The sequence below is a fragment of the Sphingomonas benefaciens genome, assembly GCF_052907485.1.
Genome location: NZ_JBREIC010000008.1, coordinates 25,669 through 42,140, shown reverse-complemented (window position 1 = coordinate 42,140; position 16,472 = coordinate 25,669). Strand labels below are relative to the sequence as shown.

The window sequence follows — 16,472 nt, the reverse complement described above, 5'->3', positions numbered from 1 at the left end:
AGTCGGCGGCCGTTTATGACGCGAAGCTAAAAAATCTTTTGTGATCCCGCGTATTGTTACGTGATCCTGCCGTGTGGACGCAAATCGAATACGACCGTGAGAGATCAATTGCCTCAATCCGAGCCGAACAGGTCGCGGGTGAACACCTTGTCGGTCACATCGGCGAGATCGTCGGTCATGCGGTTGGCGATGATGACGTCGGCCTCCGCCTTGAACGCGGCGAGGTCGCGGATCAGGCGCGAGCCGAAGAACGTCTCCTCGGTCATCGCCGGTTCGTAGATCACGATCTCGATGCCCTTGGCCTTGATCCGTTTCATGATCCCCTGGATCGACGATTGGCGGAAATTGTCGGAGCCCGCCTTCATCACCAGCCGGAACACGCCGACCTTGCGTGGGCGGCGCGCCAGGATCTGGTCGGCGAGGAAATCCTTGCGGGTGCGGTTGGCGTCGACGATCGCGCGGATCAAATTCTGCGGCACCGTCGAATAATTGGCGAGCAGCTGCTTGGTGTCCTTGGGCAGGCAATAGCCGCCATAGCCGAAGCTCGGATTGTTGTAGTGCGAGCCGATGCGCGGATCGAGGCCGACGCCGCTGATGATCTGGCGCGAGTCCATGCCGTGGCTGATCGCATAGCTGTCGAGCTCGTTGAAGAAGGCGACGCGCATCGCGAGATAGGTGTTGGCGAACAGCTTGATCGCCTCGGCCTCGCTGGGATCGGTGAACAGGATCTCGACGTCCTTCTTCACCGCGCCCTCGAGCAGCAAATTGGCGAAGATCCGCGCCCGTTCGGACTGTTCGCCGACGATGATCCGCGACGGATAGAGATTGTCGCGCAGCGCCTGCCCCTCGCGCAGGAATTCGGGGCTGAAGATGACCTGATCGGTGCCGAGCCGCTGGCGGACGTCCTCGACGAAGCCGACCGGGATGGTCGATTTGATGACGATCGTCGCCTGCGGGTTGGCGGCGGTCGCGGTGCGGATCACCGCCTCGACCGACGAGGTGTCGAACTTGTTGCTGTCGACGTCGTAATTGGTCGGTGTGGCGACGATGACGTAATCGGCGCCAGCCAGCGCCTCCGCCGGGTCGAGCGTGGCATGAAGGGTGAGCGGCCGGCTGGCGAGGAACTCCTCCAGCTCGGCATCGACGATTGGCGAGCGGCGCGCGTTGAGCATGTCGACGCGGGCGGGCGTGATGTCGACCGCCGCGACCTCATTGTGCTGCGCGAGCAGCACCGCATTGGACAGGCCGACATAGCCCAGGCCGAACACCGCAATCTTCATTTGTCAACTCCGCGTCGCGACAGGGTCATTCCGGCAGCGTCCCTATACGTCCGCGCATGGGATCGTTCTCGCGCCGTAATGTCTGCCCTTCCTCAGGCATGATGGCGCCTAGGGGGAAGTCGGCCGGAATGGAACCGCCTTGCACCGCCGCAGGCCGTTCCTCGTCCTCACTGGGGACACGCGCTGCGGCGGAGCCCAGCTTCGCACTGCATTGCCCCAGCCCCAGCGGATTAGCGAATCGCCGTCAGATCAGTCGGTGAGATGTCGTGACCAAAATCGCCACCAACGACGGGGTGCGAACAGCGGAATACCCTTGGCTTCCGTCGCGCGATAGAGATCGCGCGCCAGCGAGCGCAGCTGGCGATCGTTGAGCGCCAGATACACTCTCGTATAATCGTCGTCGTGGAATGCCTGGGTGGAGGTTGCGACCTGCAGCGTCAGGACCGTCCCGCCCGGCACCTGGTTGCGCCGCCATCCCACCAGGCCTCCGGCCATTTCACTCAGCATCGAACCTCCGGCACATCGGCCAAACGCGCCGAGTCGGCCCTGTTAACCATATCTTGTGTATTCTGCTAGCGGCTCAGAGTGGGCGAAAGCATGGTGTGTCAGTGGGTTGATGCAAAGGTTGTGTGGCTCAGGGCAGACGCCTGCACTTTGCCGCAGCAGCAGGGCGGATCGGCTTTCCGTGCGAGAAGGTCCTCTTTCGCAACGCGGTCAGATCGTCTTGGGGCGCCGTATGGATTGCATATGCCCTGGTTGTGGCCTGAATATACGACCCGAACATCGCATCGAGGATGGGCCCTTCGCCTATGATCCGACGGTTCCCGCCTTCATGATCAACGGGCAACGCATCGCCTGCCGTCCGCAGGTGCGCGAAGTGCTGGGCAGCGTGATGCAGGCGCGCGGGCGGACGCTCGCCTTCGACGTCCTGGCGGAGCGGCTGGGATCGATGACGGCGGTGCCGTCGCGGCTGATCGATGTCGCGCTCTACGAGATTCGCAGGATCTTCGCCGCCACCCCCTATTCCTGCCCGATCGAGCGGATCAGGGGCGAGGGCCTGCGCTGGTCCGTCGTCGCGGCCTGACCGGACGCCCTGTCGGGGCGACCAGACACGACAAAGCCGCCGCCCGGCATCCGGACGACGGCTTCGCTCTATTCACAAAGCTCAGGTGAGCGCGCCGGCGGTGATCCGCTGGATCTTCGCGTCGAACTTGGCGTCCGAGCTGCGCTTGGCGCGGCGCATCGCATAGCCGACGGCGCCCATGCCGAGGATCATCATCGCCCAGGTGGCGGGCTCGGGCACGGCACCGGTCGGGCCGGCATTGAGCGTGATGCCGTTGCTGAAGGTCACCTGGAAGTTGGTGGCGCCGCGGGTGAAATTGGCCGAGCCGGACCGTGCTTCCGCCTGCGTGAAGTCGTACTGACCGATCGCAAGGACGTAATTGCCGGCGCTCAACGTGCCGTCCAGCAGCGAGTTGTAATTGAAGAAGCCGCGATCGTCATTGTGATCGACCAGCGCGCCCGTGAGACCGGTGCCCGGGGAGCCGTTGTCCTTGAACAGGAACACTTCGGGGTCGCCGATACCGTTGAAGAACGTGCTATCGACCGCGATCGAATACGATCCGCCGGTGAACGAGAAGAAGTAATCCTTCACGCCCGAGGAATTCAGGCTGCCGCTGACCGTCGTCGCAGCGAAAGCATTCGGTGCGGCGAGCAACGCCGCGGCAGCTAGTGCCGCCTTCATCATCTTCTTCATCGACTTTCCCCTTTTGATGAACGTCTTGTTAATGGAGCCGGGGAGAAGAGAAGAGTCTAATAATCGGTTAACGATCGTACCGGAATGAGACATCGTTAGATGGCGCCGATCAGAGCCGGTTCGGAAAAGCGACGAGCGGCTGACAACCCCAATTCGGTGGGGCGTAACTGCAGGCGGCATCGCCGCCTGTCGCGGTTCCGCATAGAAAAGCCGCCGTCACTTGCGGTGACGACGGCTTTTCTGGACCGGACGAGCGATCAGGCGAAGCGAAGCGTGGTGCTCACCTTGCTGCGGCGACGCATCGCGAAGCCGACCGCGCCCATGCCGAGGATCATCAGCGCCCAGGTGGCCGGCTCAGGAACTGCAGCCGTCGCGGTCGTGAAGCCGGTCACGTCGAGCTCAGCGTTGGTGGGCACGGAAAACGAAACGTTGATCGGCGTATCGCTGGTGAAGCCCAGGAATGAGGTCGCCCGATTGTTGCCCAGCGTGATGGACTGGGTAACGCCATTTACGACGTAGCTGAAGGTGTTGCCACCGAAGTAGGATCCGAGCGTCAGAGCCAATGCGTTCGTGGTCGCCGCGATGTTGTAATTCGGTCCGCCCATATTCTGTCGGTCATCTGCGAGATAGGCGATGCCCGAACCGTAGGCGCCGTCATTAAAGAGCAGCAGTGAGCCCGTCGTAGAGAACGTCACGCCGCCCAGCGTGTAAGATGAGCCAGGATTGGCACTTGCCGGAATGGTTCGCGCCACGGCGTTGATGGTAGCCGCGTTGAATGCAGTCGCAGACGTGTAGATGGTAGTTGCGGCCGAGGCCGGCGCGGCAACCGCCACCGTGGTCAGCGCGGTCAGTGCAAGAAGCATCGTCTTCATGAGATATCTCCTCCTGTGCCACGCACACAGGGGCGGGCTGAAAACTCAATAATCTAAGGTCCACCAAAAACCTAACGCCCTTACGGAACCATTTTGAGATGTGCCATTTCGGTGCATTAAGCGTCGTTTGCCGGACCACGTCATGCAGCCTATGCGGATCGGACGCACGGCACGCACGATCGGGTGATGCTAACATCAGGTTCACCTCCAGGAGCTATACCGCGTCCGATGGACCCACTCATCATCGTGCTCGTGGTGCTTATCGTCTTGCTCGGGGTGGCGATCCGGAAAGCCGGCGCTGAAAAGCGACGGCGACGACGCGCCTGGGCGGAATATTACCGACGCCCGGGCGACGATACGCGCAAACGCTGAACGCTCGCGCCCTCGCCATCCGGTCCGGGGCGCATTGGTTGCGGCGGTTGAACCCGTGGCGGCCCATCGCGTTCGCAGCGGCAGCCTTGAGGGACGCCCGTCATGTTCGTCGACTTCCGCGACCAGCCGCCACCCCCGCCCTGGCAGCAGCGCCATCCGCCGCCCCGGCCACCGCTCACCCGGCGGCAGCGCCGCATCGTCTATGCGATCGTCTGGTTCAACATCGCGATGCTGGTCGCGGCGCCGATCGGCGGAGCCACATTGCTGGGGCTGCTGATCCCGTCCTGGCAGTAGACACCGCATTGCGTCGGCATGTCGACACATCGACAGTCATAATGGTCGATCAAAAGATATGATCGAAAAGACCATAGCGACATTCTTTTCCTAAGAACGATTAGCTGCTATATCGTTCCATAGGAGACCGGCATGCCCCCAGCCCTCAGCCCCGCCGTACAGGATCAGGACGCACCCCGCGTGCTGAGCGAGGCGATCGCGCGGATCGCCGGCTTCTGGCAATTGTCCAATCAGCGGCTCGGCACGATCCTCGGCCTGTCCGCGCCGACCGTGTCGCGGCTGCGCAGCGGCAGCTATCGGCTGGAAGCGGACAGCAAGCCGTTCGAACTCGCCCAGCATCTGCTGCGTCTGTTCCGGTCGCTCGACAGCTGGCTTGGCCAGGACGATGCCGCCGCGCGCTCCTGGTTACAGACGCCCAATCTCGACCTCGGCGCCGCCCCGATCGAGCTGATCGCGACCGTCCGCGGCTTGCTGACCACCGGAGATTATGTCGACACGCTCCGCGCCCGGGTCTGACGCGCTCGAACGCCAAGCCCGCGCCTATCACGGCCGCGTCATCCGGATGGTCGAGGCGCAGCACCGCATCGCCACCAATCGCCTTGCCGATGATGCCGGCGACCAGGCCTTGCTCGAAGCACTCGCCGATGCGGTCAAGCCGGCCTTGCCGGAGGCGGCGCGTACCCTGCCCTGGCTGCTCGCCGCGCCGTTCCGCTACGGATTGGGCCGGCCGTCGCGATTCCGCGCGGCGGACGTGCTGCCCGGCATCCTCTACGCGGCGGAGGCGGTCGATACGGCGGTCGCGGAAACCGCCTATTGGCGGCTCGTCGCATTCGCGCGGTCGCCGGGATTTCAGCGGCCGTGCACGCCGACGCCGATGTCGGCCTTTGCGATGCGTGTCACGATCGCGCGCGCGCTCGACCTGACGCAACCGCCGTTCGACGCGCCGCCCGACCGCTGGACCCACCCGACCGATTATGCGCCGACCCAGGCGTTGGCCGCTACGGCGCGACGTGCCGGCATCGCGGCGCTGCGCGCGCCCTCCGCCCGCCATGTCGGCGGGATCACGGTCGCGGTGCTCGATCCGGCTGCGCTGATCCCGCCCCCTGCCCCACATTCGAGCTGGGCGTTCCTGGCGGTGGGCAATGGGCTGATCGCGACGCGCGAGATGAGCACGCAGGCGCTGCGCTTCAGCGCAACGGAGTTCGGGATCAGCTGATCGACGCCTCTATGTGTCGACAGCCATGCCTGTCGACATATTGGCGTGTCGGCGTTGCATAGGCGACGCCGAAGCGCCGGGGCGCGCTCCGCCGGCGTGTCAGGAGGCCGCGGACATAGCGGCTTGCCGCTTCGGTGTCGGCGAAGCTGCGGACGAGCTGTCGACCGCAACTGCCGATCCTGCCCCAATTCGTTTCGATGATCACCGCACCGAGCAGATCACGGTACGCGGCAATGCGCCAGCGCCGGCGAATGTTGCGGATTTCGTCGATCGCGACGAGTTCGATCGGGGTGAACGGAAGGTCGTCCATGGATGGACGCTAGATCGATGCGCGTTCGTTGTCCGACGGATTTCCTGAATCAATCGCAGCTTGGTGACTCACTGGCTGAATCATACGCAACGACCCGTCGTCATGTCGTCGTGTCGACATGACGGTACGTCGGCATGATGTTGGTCGGATCGATCGCATGTCGCGACTGGTTACATCCAGACGTGTCGGCGTGTCGACGTCACGACATGTTGCAGGGTTCCGATCTTGCGATGAACAAAACCGATGCTCGACGTTTGGATGAATATCGTGTTAACGATGTTGTCAGAACAGAACAGGGAGACGTAGGATGCGGATGCTGGGTTTGGTTCTCGCCGGTGCGATGAGCGTCATGGTGACGCCTGCGGCGGCAGCGACCCTCTTCGTGTTCGGCGACAGCCTGGTCGATACCGGCAATGCCGATGCGGCATTGCGCGCGCAGGGGCAAGCGACGGCTACGCCGGCATCATCCGGCTATTTCCAGAACCGCTTCTCCAACGGCTATAATTTCGCCGACGTCGTGTCGATGAACCTGGGGCAAGGGCCGTCCAAGGCCTATGGCTATCCCTTTGCCCCCTACACCTATTTCTACGGCGGCTCGAATTTCAGCTATGGCGGTGCGCAGACCCGCGACGATGGCCATGGCACGCCGGGTCATAGCCCCAGTTTCCAGGACCAGCTCGCGCTGTTCGCCGCATCGGGCAAGACGATCGGTGCCGACGATTATGTGCTGGTCACCTTCGGCGGCAACGATATCCAGCAGGAGTTGCTGAAGAAGGTTGCCAACCCGACCTATGTCCCGGATTTCAGCGCGACCAATCTGGCGCTGCAGAACGGCCTTAAGGCGCTGATCGCGGCCGGCGCCCGTAACGTCATCGTCACCGGTGAGGCGGATGTGGGCCAGATCCCGCGTATCACCCAGTTGGGCAATGCGGGGCTCAATGCCTTGGGCACCTCGCTCTCGCAGACGCTCAACGAGAGTTTCCGCACAGAGACACAGGCTGCGGCGGCCTCGACGCAGCTCAACATTCAGTTCTTCGATCTGCTTGGCTTCGAGCACGATCTGCTCGCCGATGCCGCCGGCAACGGCTTCACCAACACCACCAGTCCTTGCCTCAACCAGACGACGGGCCAGCTCGCCAATCCGACCTGTGCGGGCTATCTGTATTTCGATTCCATCCACCCCACCGCCACTGCGCATCAGCTGATCGGCAATGCGATCACCGCGCAAATCAGCGGCGTTCCGGAACTCGCCACCTGGGCGATGATGATCGTCGGCATGGGCGCCGTCGGTATTGCCCTGCGCCGCGCCAAGCGCGCTTCGGACGCCAGGTTCGACGAGAAGATCAAGCGGATTACCGCTGGCGCTGTGGCTTAGATCCAGTCGGCGTTAGCGGGCGGCATACAGCGCTCAGTGCTGTGGCCCTGTCCGGTTGCATTCATGTCGACATGAAGACGCGTCGTAACGTCAACATTCCACCACGTTGACGGCGAGACCGCCGAGGCTGGTTTCCTTATACTGGGAGCGCATGTCCTCGCCGGTCTGACGCATCGTCTCAATCACCGCATCGAGGCTGACGACATGGCTGCCGTCGCCGCGGAGCGCCAGATAGGCGGCATTGATCGCCTTGACCGCGCCCATCGTATTGCGCTCGATGCACGGGATTTGGACCAGTCCGGCGATCGGATCGCAGGTCAGGCCGAGGTTATGCTCCATGCCGATCTCCGCGGCGTTCTCGATCTGCGCGTTGCTGCCGCCGAGCACCGCCGCCAGCGCGCCCGCCGCCATCGAGCAGGCGACGCCGACCTCGCCCTGGCAGCCCATCTCGGCCGCCGAGATCGACGCGCGCTTCTTGTACAGCATGCCGATCGCCGCGGCGGTGAGCAGGAAGGTGCGCGCCCCCTCCCCGCGCTCGGCCGGGTCGAGGTCGCGCGCCACCAGCGTCTCGTAGAAGCGCAGCACCGCCGGCAGCACCCCCGCCGCGCCGTTGGTCGGCGCGGTAACGACGCGGCCGCCGGCGGCATTTTCCTCGTTGACCGCCAGCGCCCACAGGCTGACCCATTCGAACACCTCAGCGGGATTGTTGCCCGGCACGCAGCCGGTCAGCCCCTGGGCGATGGCATGCGCGCGCCGGCGCACCTTGAGCCCGCCGGGCAGCACCCCCTCCTGCGCGATGCCGCGGTCGATACAGGCGTGCATCGCCGCGCGCACGGCGTCGAGAAAGGCATCGGTCTCCGCCGGATCACGCCAGGCCGCCTCGTTGGCGCGGACGATGTCGGCGATGCTGAGCCCGGTCGCCGTGCCGATCAGCAGCAGCTCGGCGCCCGAGGAAAAGGGATGCGGGACCTGGACGTTGCCGGCGATCACCGGCGCGCCCTGGCGCAGGATCGCGCCGCCCCCGATCGAGAAATAGGTTTCCGCCTGCGTCGGTCCATCCGCCCAGCTGGCGGTGAAGGTCATGCCGTTGGGATGTTCGGGCAGGAAGGCGCGCGGGTGGAAGCGGACGTCGTCGGTCGCAAAGGCGATCGGCTGCGTGCCCGCGAGCGACAGCCGGCCGTGCGCGGCGATATCGGCGAGGATCGCCGGCGCCGCATCGGGATCGAGCGTCTCCGGCGCCCAGCCGGCAAGGCCGAGGATCGTCGCGGTATCGGTGGCATGGCCGCGCCCGGTCAGCGCCAGACTGCCGTACAGGTCGCAGGTGACGCGTTGCGGCCCGTCCGGTCCCGCGACACGCTGTGCGAAGTCGAGCGCGGCGCGCATCGGTCCGACGGTGTGCGAGCTCGACGGGCCGATGCCGATCGTGAACAGCTCGGCGACGCTGATCGGCCGGTGCAGACCGCGGTCGAGCGGCATGGCGACGGGGGCAGGCGTGGTGGTCATACGGGCGTCCTTTGCCGGACGTGCCGGCGGGCGAGTTGATGCCCCATCTGTCCCTTGCGCCTGAGATCGCTATCCCGTCGGCGGGCGGGCAGGGCAGGGGCCCCACGTCGCCACTCTCCAGATGTCCGTGCGTCGACCGGTTCCTGGTGCCTGAGAGTTTCCGGGGCGGTTGCTCCTTCGGCGCCGGGGCTAGCCCGGTCTCTCCCATGTCGACGTGGGCGGTATCTGCCTTGGTGGTGGTCAGGTCAAGACAGCCCACTACGTCGCAGTGCAGACATGTCGACATGAAAACATTCTGATGATCTGAGTAGAGCAAAGGCAAGTTCAAAAGGCTCACTGGCAGGCGCTGGAAGGTGGGCGGGATGAATGCCCGAACTCTCATTTGAAGCTGCGGCATTCCTCTCACGCGGTGTCGAAGCGTCCGGCGAACTCCCGATCGACATAGTAGCGCAACTTGGTCGCGATCATCGGGCGCTGCCCGGCGAGGAACAGGAGTTGGCGATCGGGCGGGAGCGTGCGGACCTCGTCGGGGGTTAGCAGCGGACGGCCGACATGCTGCTGCCCGAACGTGATCCCGTTGCCTTCCGCATCATGTGCCCGGCTCATCGTCTCGAACACCACTGTCTCCTGGCCGAGCAGATCGGAGACGAGCTGCGCGCTCTCCCGGTCGTTGACCCCGAACACCTGAAGGACACCCGCGTTGGACAGGAAAGTGCCGCCGCGCTTGCCGTAGAGCGCGTGGAGCTGGTGGATGTCCTGCACGATCGGCCAGAGCTGAACGCCGTAGCCTGCCATCAATCCCATCGCGCGCTCGACGGGTTCGAGGTGACCCAGCGCGGCAAACTCGTCGAGCAGGAACAGCACCGGCCAGGGTGGGCGGCCCGGTGCTCGCGCCAGCTCGGTCAGCGCTTGCGCCACCATCAGGCGCAGCCAGCGGGCATAGGTATCGAGTCGGTCGGGCGGCAGCACGAGGAAGATGCTGGCGGGGCGTTCCTTCAGATCGGCGAAGCGGAAGTCCGATGCCCCGAGCGTCGCGGTCATGCGGGGGCTGTCGAGGAAGTGGGTATGGCGCTGTGCCGACGACAGCACGCCGGCGGCTTCGCGATCGGATTTGCCGAGCTGGCGATTGGCGGCGCGTGCGACCAGGCCGCCGGCGGCCTGCATCCGCGCGAGGAGCGACGAGAACGCGGCCGGCGCCAGCGTCAGGTGATCGCGCAGCGTCGCCGGCGTGCGGGTCGCCGCGGGCTCGCTCGCGACGATGTGCATCAGCAGGCCGGCGATAAGCGCCTTGGCTTCCTCGTTCCAGTGCGCTTCGCTTTGCTGGTTGTGGGCGTCGTGGACCAGCGCGTCGGCGAGTGTCATGCAGTCGTCGGCGATATCAAGGCCGGCCGGGTCGATGCGGTCCAAGGGATTGTAGGCACTCGGCGCCAGCCCGGTGATCCCGAACGGATCGAGGACGTGGACCGGCCCGAAGCGCCCGCGCTGACGTGCGGCGATGCGGGCGTTCTCGCCCTTGGGATCGATGCAGACGCAGGCGAAGGGGTATTCGAGCAGGTTGGGGATGATGGTGCCGACGCCCTTGCCGCTGCGGGTGGGGGCGATCGTCAGCAGGTGGGCGGGGCCGGGATAGCGCAGCAGCTTGCCTGTCTTTCGATCGCGGCCGATCAGCAGGCCAGCGCTGCCGGTCAGATCGCGCGTCTCCGTATTGGTGGCGAAGCGGGCCGAGCCATGCGTGTCACTCGCACCCTGACCTCCGTAATGCAGGATGAGCGGCTGGAAGAGCGCACGCAACGGCACGAGCAGGATCGCGAGTAGGACCAGCGCCGATATGACCCCGTGGAGCATCGGATAGCGGTAGAGGCCGAAATACCAGATCAGCCCGTCCGAGCCGAGGATGAGAACGAACGCGACGGCGATCGTCAGCATTAGGACGCCGAACAGGTGCTTGGCGAAACGGAAGGGGGCGAAGATCAGCGACTGGACCGCCCAGACGTGGTTTTGCCGGGCGATCCGGCCGAGGTTGCGGGATGCCTGCCCGAGCTGGCGGAACCACTCGATCATTCCGGGATCCTTTCGTCCATGCCGATCGGGGCGGGCAACGGGTCTATCGACACCATGCTGTGCCACCGCGACCGGAACGGCAGGCCCACTGGGTCGATGACGCCGTCGAGCAGCGCCGAATCGGTGGTCAACATATGGCAGGCGGCGCCGGTCGCCGGCACGGTGAGATAATAGACCGTGCCGCCGCAGCCGACGAGCGCGCAAGGGTCAGTCCGGTCGAGGAGGCTGGCGGACCCTCCCAGCGTCGTGCGCATTACAACCGAGTCGACGTGTAGCAGGATATGGCACCGCCTACAGCGCGATCGCGCCCGGGCGAGGCTCCGGGCCATGGCGTCGAGGTTTCGCGTCCAGGCGGGCCAGAATGCGACGATACGCGCATGTCCGGCCGGCGAGGTCACCGGGCGTGATCCGGTTCGGTGGATAGGGACGTGATCGCCATGTCCGGATCGGCGTCGGGATGGCCGAACAGCTTGAGGACGATCGCCGTGGCGAGGGGAGGGGGCACCGCCTCGTCACGCAGCATATCGAACAGGGCATCGTCATCGGCGCTGAGCGCCACTCCCTCGATCGCGAGATTGGCGCGGGCGTCCGCGTTGTCTTCGCGCCACATCGCCGCTTCGGCCGGGGTGCCGCGCACGTAATCCAGTGCGCAGACCTCTATCCGGACAGCCTCGACATCGATCGCCATGCCGTCGCCCCCTCGTATCGATCGTATGCGGTCCGGATCAGCTCTCCGGTGTGAGCGCTTCACGGGCGGAGGCCAGCGCGGCCTTGCCGCGCTTGCGCACGGTCTTCACGGCCCCTTCGACCGCTTTTGCAACTTTTTCGCCGGGTTTGCGGCCGAGGCCGATCTTCTTCGCCATGGCGCGGCGTGCTTCCGAATAGCCTTCCGCGACCATCGGATAATCGGCCTTGAGATTGTAGCGCGCGCGATAGTCGTCCGGTGTCAGTCCATGGCCTGACAGGTGGCGACGAAGCGTCCTGTAGGGCTTGCCGTCGATCATCGAGACGATGTGGTCCTTCGATGCGAGCGACTTACGGACTGAAACGGCGGGTGTATATTCTTGGGGCGCTTCTTCCGACACAGGGGCATCGCCGGTTCCGGCAAGACGCGAGACAGCGGCATGCATCGAATTGAGGAACGCAGGCACGTCATCGGCACCGCTGCGGGTATTGGGATTGCCGAGCCATGCGATGGTCAGTTCGGTCGCAAGGGTCACCGTGTCGATTTCGTCGCTCATATTGTTTCCTGAGGGAGCGTGATGGATCGTATCATCGGGTCTACTTGTGTTTCTCAGGTGCGTCGATCGCCCGGAGGCCGGCTCAATCGTCTGTTATTCGCCGCGACCTTGCGCCGGTAGTGCTTCAGTGTCCCTTGCGTGGCTCCGAGCGGGGTGACTCCGAGCGCCCCGGTCATCAGCCGCGTCTGTAACTCGATGGCAGCGCGGATCTTCTCGGTCACCATCAGTTCGGCTTCCGCAGCGCCCGCCGATCCTCCGGCTGAGATGCGTGCGGCGCGCAGTATCATCACCGTGCCGGCTTCTGCACCCAGTATCCAGAGGACGAAGCCGGTCTTCATCCATGCGGCATAAGGCTTGCTGCTCACCAGCGTCTCCCGGGTTGCGGCGGTCCGCGGCGTCGGTCGCCGGCGACTAGATGCTCGAGCATGTCGGTAGCTTCGCGTTCGGTCGGGTAGATGACATCCAGCCAGCGCTGACGTTCGTCGGCCCACAACCCCCATGATCCGGAGAACTCCGGTTCGGTGCGTCGGGCGACACGGTAGGCGGTCAGGGTCACGCGTTCGCCTTCCCGGTTTCTGCTTCTGCCTCGAAGGCCCGTTTGCCGCGCCGTTTCCAGAGCGCGATCCTGTCGTCGGCTTCGTCGCTCCGCGCCTTGCCGACCAGTTCCAGCAGTGCGCCGTAGATCGTCGCGCGATCATCGTCGGCGAGGTCGACCAGGCCGGCTTTCTGGACGAGGCCGCCCAGCTCGATCAGGCGACGGGTGCGTGTCCGACGTTGCACGACCCAGGCCCTGTTATCCGTTCGCCGCTGACCCGCTTCCGTCCGCAGCGTCGCCGCGCGGTTCAGTCGCAGTGCCCGATCCGTCAATTGCAGCAGAGCCGCCACTCTTGCGCCCGCGCCGTTGAAAGAAGGCCGCGCCCTTCGCTCGCCATGCCTCCTTCGCGTTCGTATCGCTCGATCCGATCGCGTCGAGCAGCACGCCTGCGAGAGTTTCGGCATCGAGCGCGTCGGCTCCGGTAGAGGTGACGAGCTGGCCGAGCTGCTCGACTCGCTTCGCCTTCAGCGCCCGGGTCTTGTCACCCAGCGCCTTCAGTTCGGCGTCGTAATCGCGAACTTTCCGCATCACCTCTACCCTTCCGCGTATCGGTCAGCAGCATCCTAGCACCCCGGCCACATGGGTAAAGTTGTAACTGTACAGGAGAACCAGTAGGTCAATCAGAAGATGCGAAGCAGATTGTGAGTGCGCGCTTATACGTCGTTGCCGACGTTCGCTCAGAAGGGTAGAAACAGAGGCGCGATGGCCATCTACCATTTCAGCGCCAAGGTCATCAGCCGCGCCAACGGCTCCAGCGCCGTTGCATCTGCCGCCTATCGCTCCGCCAGCGAGCTGTTCGACGAACGGCTGGGGCGGCATCACGACTTCTCGAACAAGGCCGACGTGATCCACTCCGAGGTGCTGTTGTCGGAAGGTGCTCCAGCGCGTCTGACGGATCGCACGACGCTGTGGAACGAAGTGGAGGCATGCGAGAAGCGCAAGGATGCGCAGCTTGCTCGTGAAATCGAGTTCTCGATCCCCCGCGAGATGAACCGTGAGGAGGGCATCCGGCTTGCCCGCGACTTCGTACAACGCGAGTTTGTGGACCGCGGTATGGTTGCGGACCTCAATGTGCATTGGGACCGCGCGGAGGACGGCAGTCCGAAGCCGCACGCGCATGTCATGCTCGCGATGCGCGACGTCGGTCCGGACGGCTTCGGCAGGAAGCAGCGCGACTGGAACGGCACCGACCTGTTGCAGCACTGGCGCGAGGCATGGGGCGCCCACGTCAACGAGCGGCTGACGGAGTTGGGGATCGATGCGCGGATCGATCATCGCTCCTATGCCGACCAGGGCATCGCGCTGGAGCCGCAGCACAAGATCGGGCCGGCGGCATCGCGGAGGCCGGGACAGGGGCTGGAGGCCGAGCGGATCGAGGATCACGCACGCATTGCGCGCGAGAACGGCGAGAAGATCATCGCCGATCCTCGCGTCGCGCTGGACGCGATCACGCGGACGCAGGCGACCTTCACCACCCGCGACTTGGCGGTGTTCGCGTTCCGCCATTCGGACGGCAAGGACCAATATGACCGGGTGATGGCGGCGACGAAGGCGTCACACGAGCTGGTGGCGCTGGGCCGTGACGGGCGTGGAAACGAGCGGTTCACGAGTCGCGAGATGATCGCGACCGAGGCGCGGCTGGAGCAGGCCGGCGACCGGCTGGCGGAGGGGCGTCACCACTTCGTCGGTGCATCGCATGTCGTTCGTGCGCTGGAGGGCGCGGAGGGGCGGGGGCTGAGCCTGTCGGAGGAGCAGCGGGACGCGCTGGGGCGGATCACGGAGCGTGACGGCCTCGCCTCCGTCATCGGCTATGCCGGCACCGGCAAGTCGGCGATGCTGGGGGTAGCGCGAGAGGCGTGGGAAAGCGCGGGCTACAATGTGCGCGGTGCGGCGCTGTCGGGGATCGCGGCGGAGAACCTGGAGGGGGGCTCCGGCATCCGGTCGCGGACGATCGCTAGCCTCGAACATGCATGGGGCAAGGACCGTGAGCAGCTCGGGCCGAAGGACGTGCTGGTCGTCGACGAGGCGGGAATGATCGGCACGCGGCAGATGGAGCGGCTGCTGTCGGCCGTTGACCAGGCCGGCGCCAAGGTGGTGCTGGTCGGCGATCCCGAGCAGTTGCAGGCGATCGAGGCGGGAGCGGCCTTTCGTGCGCTTTCCGAGCGGCACGGTGCGGCCGAGATTACCGAGATACGCCGGCAGCGCACGGATTGGCAGCGCGACGCGACGCGCTGGCTGGCGACGGGGCGCACGGACGAGGCGATCCGCGCCTATCGCGATCATGACATGGTGCAGCCGGCCGACACGCGCGAGCAGGCACGTGGGGAGCTGGTGGCGGGTTGGGATCGCCAGCGCCTGGCCGAGCCCGACAAGACACGGATCATCCTCACCCATACCAACGCCGAGGTGCGCTCGCTCAACGAGGAAGCGCGCGAGCGGCTGCGGGCAAACGGGGATCTGGGTGCGGACGTGGCCGTGCAGGCGGAGCGGGGCGAGCGGCAGTTCGCATCGGGCGATCGGATCATGTTCCTGCGCAACGAGCGCTCGATGGGGGTGAAGAACGGCACGTTGGGCATGGTCGAGCAGGTGTCGGCCAATCGGATGGGCGTGCGGCTCGACGGCGGACGCCGGGTCGCCTTCGACGTGACGGACTATGCCGCGGTCGATCACGGCTACGCCGCCACCATCCACAAGAGCCAAGGCGTGACGGTCGATCGGGTGGAGGTGCTGGCTACGCCGGGCATGGACCGGCATGCGGCCTATGTCGCGCTGTCACGGCACCGCGACGGGGTACGGCTCCACTACGGCCGGGACGACTTCGCCGACGAGGGCAAGCTCGCCCGCACATTGTCGCGCGACCGTGCGAAGGACATGGCGGCCGACTACGCGGCCGAGCCGGCCGGGCCGGACGCCGAGGCTCGTACTTTCGCGGACAGAAGGGAGATCAGGCTACCCGAGCGCGTGTGCGAGATCGTGCGGACGGACGAGACGAAGGTGCGGGGCATGTTCGCGGGGTTCCGGCCGAAAGCGCCGGAGGCCGAGCCGGCGTTTCCGCGTGAAAGCACGAGCCGTCCCGACCAGGACGTTGCGATCCGGCGCTATGCGCGTGCTACGGTTGACATCACCGGCATGGAGAAGAAGGGGCTGCCGGTGCTGCCACACCAGCGGACGGCGCTGGCCCGCGCCGGGGAGGCGCTGGACCGGGTGCGCCCGCATGGCGCGCGTGACCTTACCGCGGCGATCGAGCGCAATCCGCAGCTCGCGCGCGATGCCGCGAACGGCGACGTGCGCGGCGCGGTTCGCGGCATGGCCGAGGAGGCGGGAGTGCGTGCTGACCCGTCGCTCCGCGCCGAGCGGTTCTTGGAGCGCTGGCGGGCGCTTGAGGCCGAGGGCGGGGGCAGCAACGACCGTGCTGTCCGGGCCGGCATGATCGACGACGTGCGCCATGACCCGGCGTTGCGGGCCGAGCTGAACCGGCGCGCTCCCGAACTCGGGCTGGATCGCGGCCAGGAGACGCCCGAGAAGATAATGGAATGCCAGATCGAGATGCAGCACACGATCGAGCGGCAGCGGGATCGCGGGATGGATCGATAGGGG

At 65.6% G+C, this 16,472-nt stretch carries 21 protein-coding genes and 1 riboswitch; of the genes, 7 read left to right on the top strand and 14 right to left on the bottom strand.

The window, feature by feature from the left end; all coding sequences use genetic code 11:
- Positions 1 to 113: 113 nt before the first annotated feature.
- Together ACU5AX_RS19135 and ACU5AX_RS19130 are read right to left on the bottom strand one after the other, a co-directional pair.
- The gene (locus tag ACU5AX_RS19135; protein WP_446692150.1) at positions 114 to 1,280 is read right to left on the bottom strand and encodes a nucleotide sugar dehydrogenase; all 1,167 of its coding nucleotides are present in this window, start codon (positions 1,278 to 1,280) and stop codon (positions 114 to 116) included.
- Between the two features lie 249 nt (positions 1,281 to 1,529).
- A complete protein-coding gene (locus ACU5AX_RS19130; protein WP_446692149.1) occupies positions 1,530 to 1,787 on the bottom strand; it encodes a hypothetical protein in 258 nt (85 codons plus the stop codon).
- A gap of 325 nt (positions 1,788 to 2,112) precedes the next feature.
- Here ACU5AX_RS19130 and ACU5AX_RS19125 point away from each other — a divergent pair, with 325 nt between their 5' ends.
- Positions 2,113 to 2,364: a helix-turn-helix domain-containing protein gene (locus tag ACU5AX_RS19125; RefSeq protein ID WP_446692148.1), complete on the top strand. Its 252-nt coding sequence runs from the start codon at positions 2,113 to 2,115 to the stop codon at positions 2,362 to 2,364.
- Positions 2,365 to 2,445: 81 nt separating this feature from the next.
- On the opposite strand, the gene ACU5AX_RS19120 is transcribed toward ACU5AX_RS19125, so the two are convergent.
- Together ACU5AX_RS19120 and ACU5AX_RS19115 are read right to left on the bottom strand one after the other, a co-directional pair.
- Positions 2,446 to 3,036, bottom strand: coding sequence for a DVUA0089 family protein (locus ACU5AX_RS19120; RefSeq protein WP_446692147.1), 591 nt, complete (start codon positions 3,034 to 3,036; stop codon positions 2,446 to 2,448).
- 257 nt (positions 3,037 to 3,293) lie between these two features.
- On the bottom strand, positions 3,294 to 3,908 hold the full coding sequence (locus ACU5AX_RS19115) for a PEPxxWA-CTERM sorting domain-containing protein (protein ID WP_446692146.1): 615 nt from the start codon (positions 3,906 to 3,908) through the stop codon (positions 3,294 to 3,296).
- Positions 3,909 to 4,136: 228 nt separating this feature from the next.
- Between ACU5AX_RS19115 and ACU5AX_RS19110 the strand changes: the two genes are divergently transcribed.
- The 4 genes from ACU5AX_RS19110 to ACU5AX_RS19095 all read left to right on the top strand — a co-directional run bounded on the left by ACU5AX_RS19110 (position 4,137) and on the right by ACU5AX_RS19095 (position 5,790).
- Positions 4,137 to 4,280: a hypothetical protein gene (locus ACU5AX_RS19110; RefSeq protein ID WP_446692145.1), complete on the top strand. Its 144-nt coding sequence runs from the start codon at positions 4,137 to 4,139 to the stop codon at positions 4,278 to 4,280.
- 102 nt (positions 4,281 to 4,382) lie between these two features.
- Complete coding sequence (locus ACU5AX_RS19105; protein ID WP_446692144.1) at positions 4,383 to 4,574, top strand: hypothetical protein; 192 nt, start codon at positions 4,383 to 4,385, stop codon at positions 4,572 to 4,574.
- Between the two features lie 132 nt (positions 4,575 to 4,706).
- Positions 4,707 to 5,090, top strand: a complete 384-nt coding sequence (locus tag ACU5AX_RS19100) for an antitoxin Xre-like helix-turn-helix domain-containing protein (RefSeq protein ID WP_446692143.1) — start codon at positions 4,707 to 4,709, stop codon at positions 5,088 to 5,090.
- Positions 5,062 to 5,790, top strand: a complete 729-nt coding sequence (locus ACU5AX_RS19095) for an RES family NAD+ phosphorylase (protein WP_446692142.1) — start codon at positions 5,062 to 5,064, stop codon at positions 5,788 to 5,790. The genes ACU5AX_RS19100 and ACU5AX_RS19095 overlap by 29 nt, the downstream gene beginning before the upstream one ends.
- Here ACU5AX_RS19095 and ACU5AX_RS19090 read toward each other — a convergent pair.
- A complete protein-coding gene (locus ACU5AX_RS19090; RefSeq protein ID WP_446692141.1) occupies positions 5,783 to 6,100 on the bottom strand; it encodes a WGR domain-containing protein in 318 nt (105 codons plus the stop codon). The two genes, ACU5AX_RS19095 and ACU5AX_RS19090, sit on opposite strands and share 8 nt — an antisense overlap.
- A gap of 313 nt (positions 6,101 to 6,413) precedes the next feature.
- Here ACU5AX_RS19090 and ACU5AX_RS19085 point away from each other — a divergent pair, with 313 nt between their 5' ends.
- On the top strand, positions 6,414 to 7,475 hold the full coding sequence (locus tag ACU5AX_RS19085) for an SGNH/GDSL hydrolase family protein (protein ID WP_446692140.1): 1,062 nt from the start codon (positions 6,414 to 6,416) through the stop codon (positions 7,473 to 7,475).
- 90 nt (positions 7,476 to 7,565) lie between these two features.
- Here ACU5AX_RS19085 and ACU5AX_RS19080 read toward each other — a convergent pair whose 3' ends face one another.
- The 9 genes from ACU5AX_RS19080 to ACU5AX_RS19040 form a co-directional block, all read right to left on the bottom strand.
- Positions 7,566 to 8,978 (bottom strand): L-serine ammonia-lyase, encoded by a 1,413-nt coding sequence (locus ACU5AX_RS19080; RefSeq protein WP_446692139.1) that lies wholly within the window; start codon positions 8,976 to 8,978, stop codon positions 7,566 to 7,568.
- Between the two features lie 127 nt (positions 8,979 to 9,105).
- A riboswitch (glycine riboswitch) is annotated at positions 9,106 to 9,196 on the bottom strand.
- A gap of 184 nt (positions 9,197 to 9,380) precedes the next feature.
- The gene (locus ACU5AX_RS19075; RefSeq protein WP_446692138.1) at positions 9,381 to 11,039 is read right to left on the bottom strand and encodes a type IV secretory system conjugative DNA transfer family protein; all 1,659 of its coding nucleotides are present in this window, start codon (positions 11,037 to 11,039) and stop codon (positions 9,381 to 9,383) included.
- Positions 11,036 to 11,293 carry a hypothetical protein gene (locus ACU5AX_RS19070; protein ID WP_446692137.1) on the bottom strand — a complete coding sequence of 86 codons (258 nt, stop codon included), beginning with the start codon at positions 11,291 to 11,293 and terminating at the stop codon, positions 11,036 to 11,038. Before ACU5AX_RS19070 ends, ACU5AX_RS19075 begins: the two co-directional genes overlap by 4 nt.
- A gap of 140 nt (positions 11,294 to 11,433) precedes the next feature.
- Positions 11,434 to 11,727 (bottom strand): hypothetical protein, encoded by a 294-nt coding sequence (locus tag ACU5AX_RS19065; protein ID WP_446692136.1) that lies wholly within the window; start codon positions 11,725 to 11,727, stop codon positions 11,434 to 11,436.
- A gap of 37 nt (positions 11,728 to 11,764) precedes the next feature.
- Complete coding sequence (locus tag ACU5AX_RS19060) at positions 11,765 to 12,280, bottom strand: Ros/MucR family transcriptional regulator (RefSeq protein ID WP_446692135.1); 516 nt, start codon at positions 12,278 to 12,280, stop codon at positions 11,765 to 11,767.
- Between the two features lie 53 nt (positions 12,281 to 12,333).
- Positions 12,334 to 12,645 (bottom strand): hypothetical protein, encoded by a 312-nt coding sequence (locus ACU5AX_RS19055; protein ID WP_446692134.1) that lies wholly within the window; start codon positions 12,643 to 12,645, stop codon positions 12,334 to 12,336.
- Complete coding sequence (locus ACU5AX_RS19050; protein WP_446692133.1) at positions 12,642 to 12,836, bottom strand: hypothetical protein; 195 nt, start codon at positions 12,834 to 12,836, stop codon at positions 12,642 to 12,644. The genes ACU5AX_RS19055 and ACU5AX_RS19050 overlap by 4 nt, the downstream gene beginning before the upstream one ends.
- Positions 12,833 to 13,060 carry a conjugal transfer protein TraD gene (locus ACU5AX_RS19045; RefSeq protein WP_446692132.1) on the bottom strand — a complete coding sequence of 76 codons (228 nt, stop codon included), beginning with the start codon at positions 13,058 to 13,060 and terminating at the stop codon, positions 12,833 to 12,835. Before ACU5AX_RS19045 ends, ACU5AX_RS19050 begins: the two co-directional genes overlap by 4 nt.
- A gap of 13 nt (positions 13,061 to 13,073) precedes the next feature.
- Positions 13,074 to 13,403 (bottom strand): conjugal transfer protein TraD, encoded by a 330-nt coding sequence (locus ACU5AX_RS19040; protein ID WP_446692131.1) that lies wholly within the window; start codon positions 13,401 to 13,403, stop codon positions 13,074 to 13,076.
- A 174-nt stretch (positions 13,404 to 13,577) separates the two neighbouring features.
- Between ACU5AX_RS19040 and traA the strand changes: the two genes are divergently transcribed.
- The gene (gene traA, locus ACU5AX_RS19035) at positions 13,578 to 16,469 is read left to right on the top strand and encodes a Ti-type conjugative transfer relaxase TraA (RefSeq protein WP_446692130.1); all 2,892 of its coding nucleotides are present in this window, start codon (positions 13,578 to 13,580) and stop codon (positions 16,467 to 16,469) included.
- Positions 16,470 to 16,472: the final 3 nt, after the last annotated feature.

What these genes read in the sequence shown, in the direction of transcription:
- ACU5AX_RS19115 (WP_446692146.1), bottom strand. Translation starts at nt 3,908, where the DNA reads ATGAAGACGATGCTTCTTGCACTGACCGCGCTGACCACGGTGGCGGTT.
- ACU5AX_RS19085 (WP_446692140.1), top strand. Translation starts at nt 6,414, where the DNA reads ATGCTGGGTTTGGTTCTCGCCGGTGCGATGAGCGTCATGGTGACGCCT.
- ACU5AX_RS19105 (WP_446692144.1), top strand. Translation starts at nt 4,383, where the DNA reads ATGTTCGTCGACTTCCGCGACCAGCCGCCACCCCCGCCCTGGCAGCAG.
- ACU5AX_RS19070 (WP_446692137.1), bottom strand. Translation starts at nt 11,293, where the DNA reads ATGCGCACGACGCTGGGAGGGTCCGCCAGCCTCCTCGACCGGACTGAC.
- ACU5AX_RS19080 (WP_446692139.1), bottom strand. Translation starts at nt 8,978, where the DNA reads ATGACCACCACGCCTGCCCCCGTCGCCATGCCGCTCGACCGCGGTCTG.
- ACU5AX_RS19075 (WP_446692138.1), bottom strand. Translation starts at nt 11,039, where the DNA reads ATGATCGAGTGGTTCCGCCAGCTCGGGCAGGCATCCCGCAACCTCGGC.
- ACU5AX_RS19100 (WP_446692143.1), top strand. Translation starts at nt 4,707, where the DNA reads ATGCCCCCAGCCCTCAGCCCCGCCGTACAGGATCAGGACGCACCCCGC.
- ACU5AX_RS19065 (WP_446692136.1), bottom strand. Translation starts at nt 11,727, where the DNA reads ATGGCGATCGATGTCGAGGCTGTCCGGATAGAGGTCTGCGCACTGGAT.
- ACU5AX_RS19135 (WP_446692150.1), bottom strand. Translation starts at nt 1,280, where the DNA reads ATGAAGATTGCGGTGTTCGGCCTGGGCTATGTCGGCCTGTCCAATGCG.
- ACU5AX_RS19110 (WP_446692145.1), top strand. Translation starts at nt 4,137, where the DNA reads ATGGACCCACTCATCATCGTGCTCGTGGTGCTTATCGTCTTGCTCGGG.
- ACU5AX_RS19120 (WP_446692147.1), bottom strand. Translation starts at nt 3,036, where the DNA reads ATGAAGAAGATGATGAAGGCGGCACTAGCTGCCGCGGCGTTGCTCGCC.
- ACU5AX_RS19095 (WP_446692142.1), top strand. Translation starts at nt 5,062, where the DNA reads ATGTCGACACGCTCCGCGCCCGGGTCTGACGCGCTCGAACGCCAAGCC.
- traA (WP_446692130.1), top strand. Translation starts at nt 13,578, where the DNA reads ATGGCCATCTACCATTTCAGCGCCAAGGTCATCAGCCGCGCCAACGGC.
- ACU5AX_RS19125 (WP_446692148.1), top strand. Translation starts at nt 2,113, where the DNA reads ATGATCAACGGGCAACGCATCGCCTGCCGTCCGCAGGTGCGCGAAGTG.
- ACU5AX_RS19090 (WP_446692141.1), bottom strand. Translation starts at nt 6,100, where the DNA reads ATGGACGACCTTCCGTTCACCCCGATCGAACTCGTCGCGATCGACGAA.
- ACU5AX_RS19060 (WP_446692135.1), bottom strand. Translation starts at nt 12,280, where the DNA reads ATGAGCGACGAAATCGACACGGTGACCCTTGCGACCGAACTGACCATC.
- ACU5AX_RS19130 (WP_446692149.1), bottom strand. Translation starts at nt 1,787, where the DNA reads ATGCTGAGTGAAATGGCCGGAGGCCTGGTGGGATGGCGGCGCAACCAG.
- ACU5AX_RS19040 (WP_446692131.1), bottom strand. Translation starts at nt 13,403, where the DNA reads ATGCGGAAAGTTCGCGATTACGACGCCGAACTGAAGGCGCTGGGTGAC.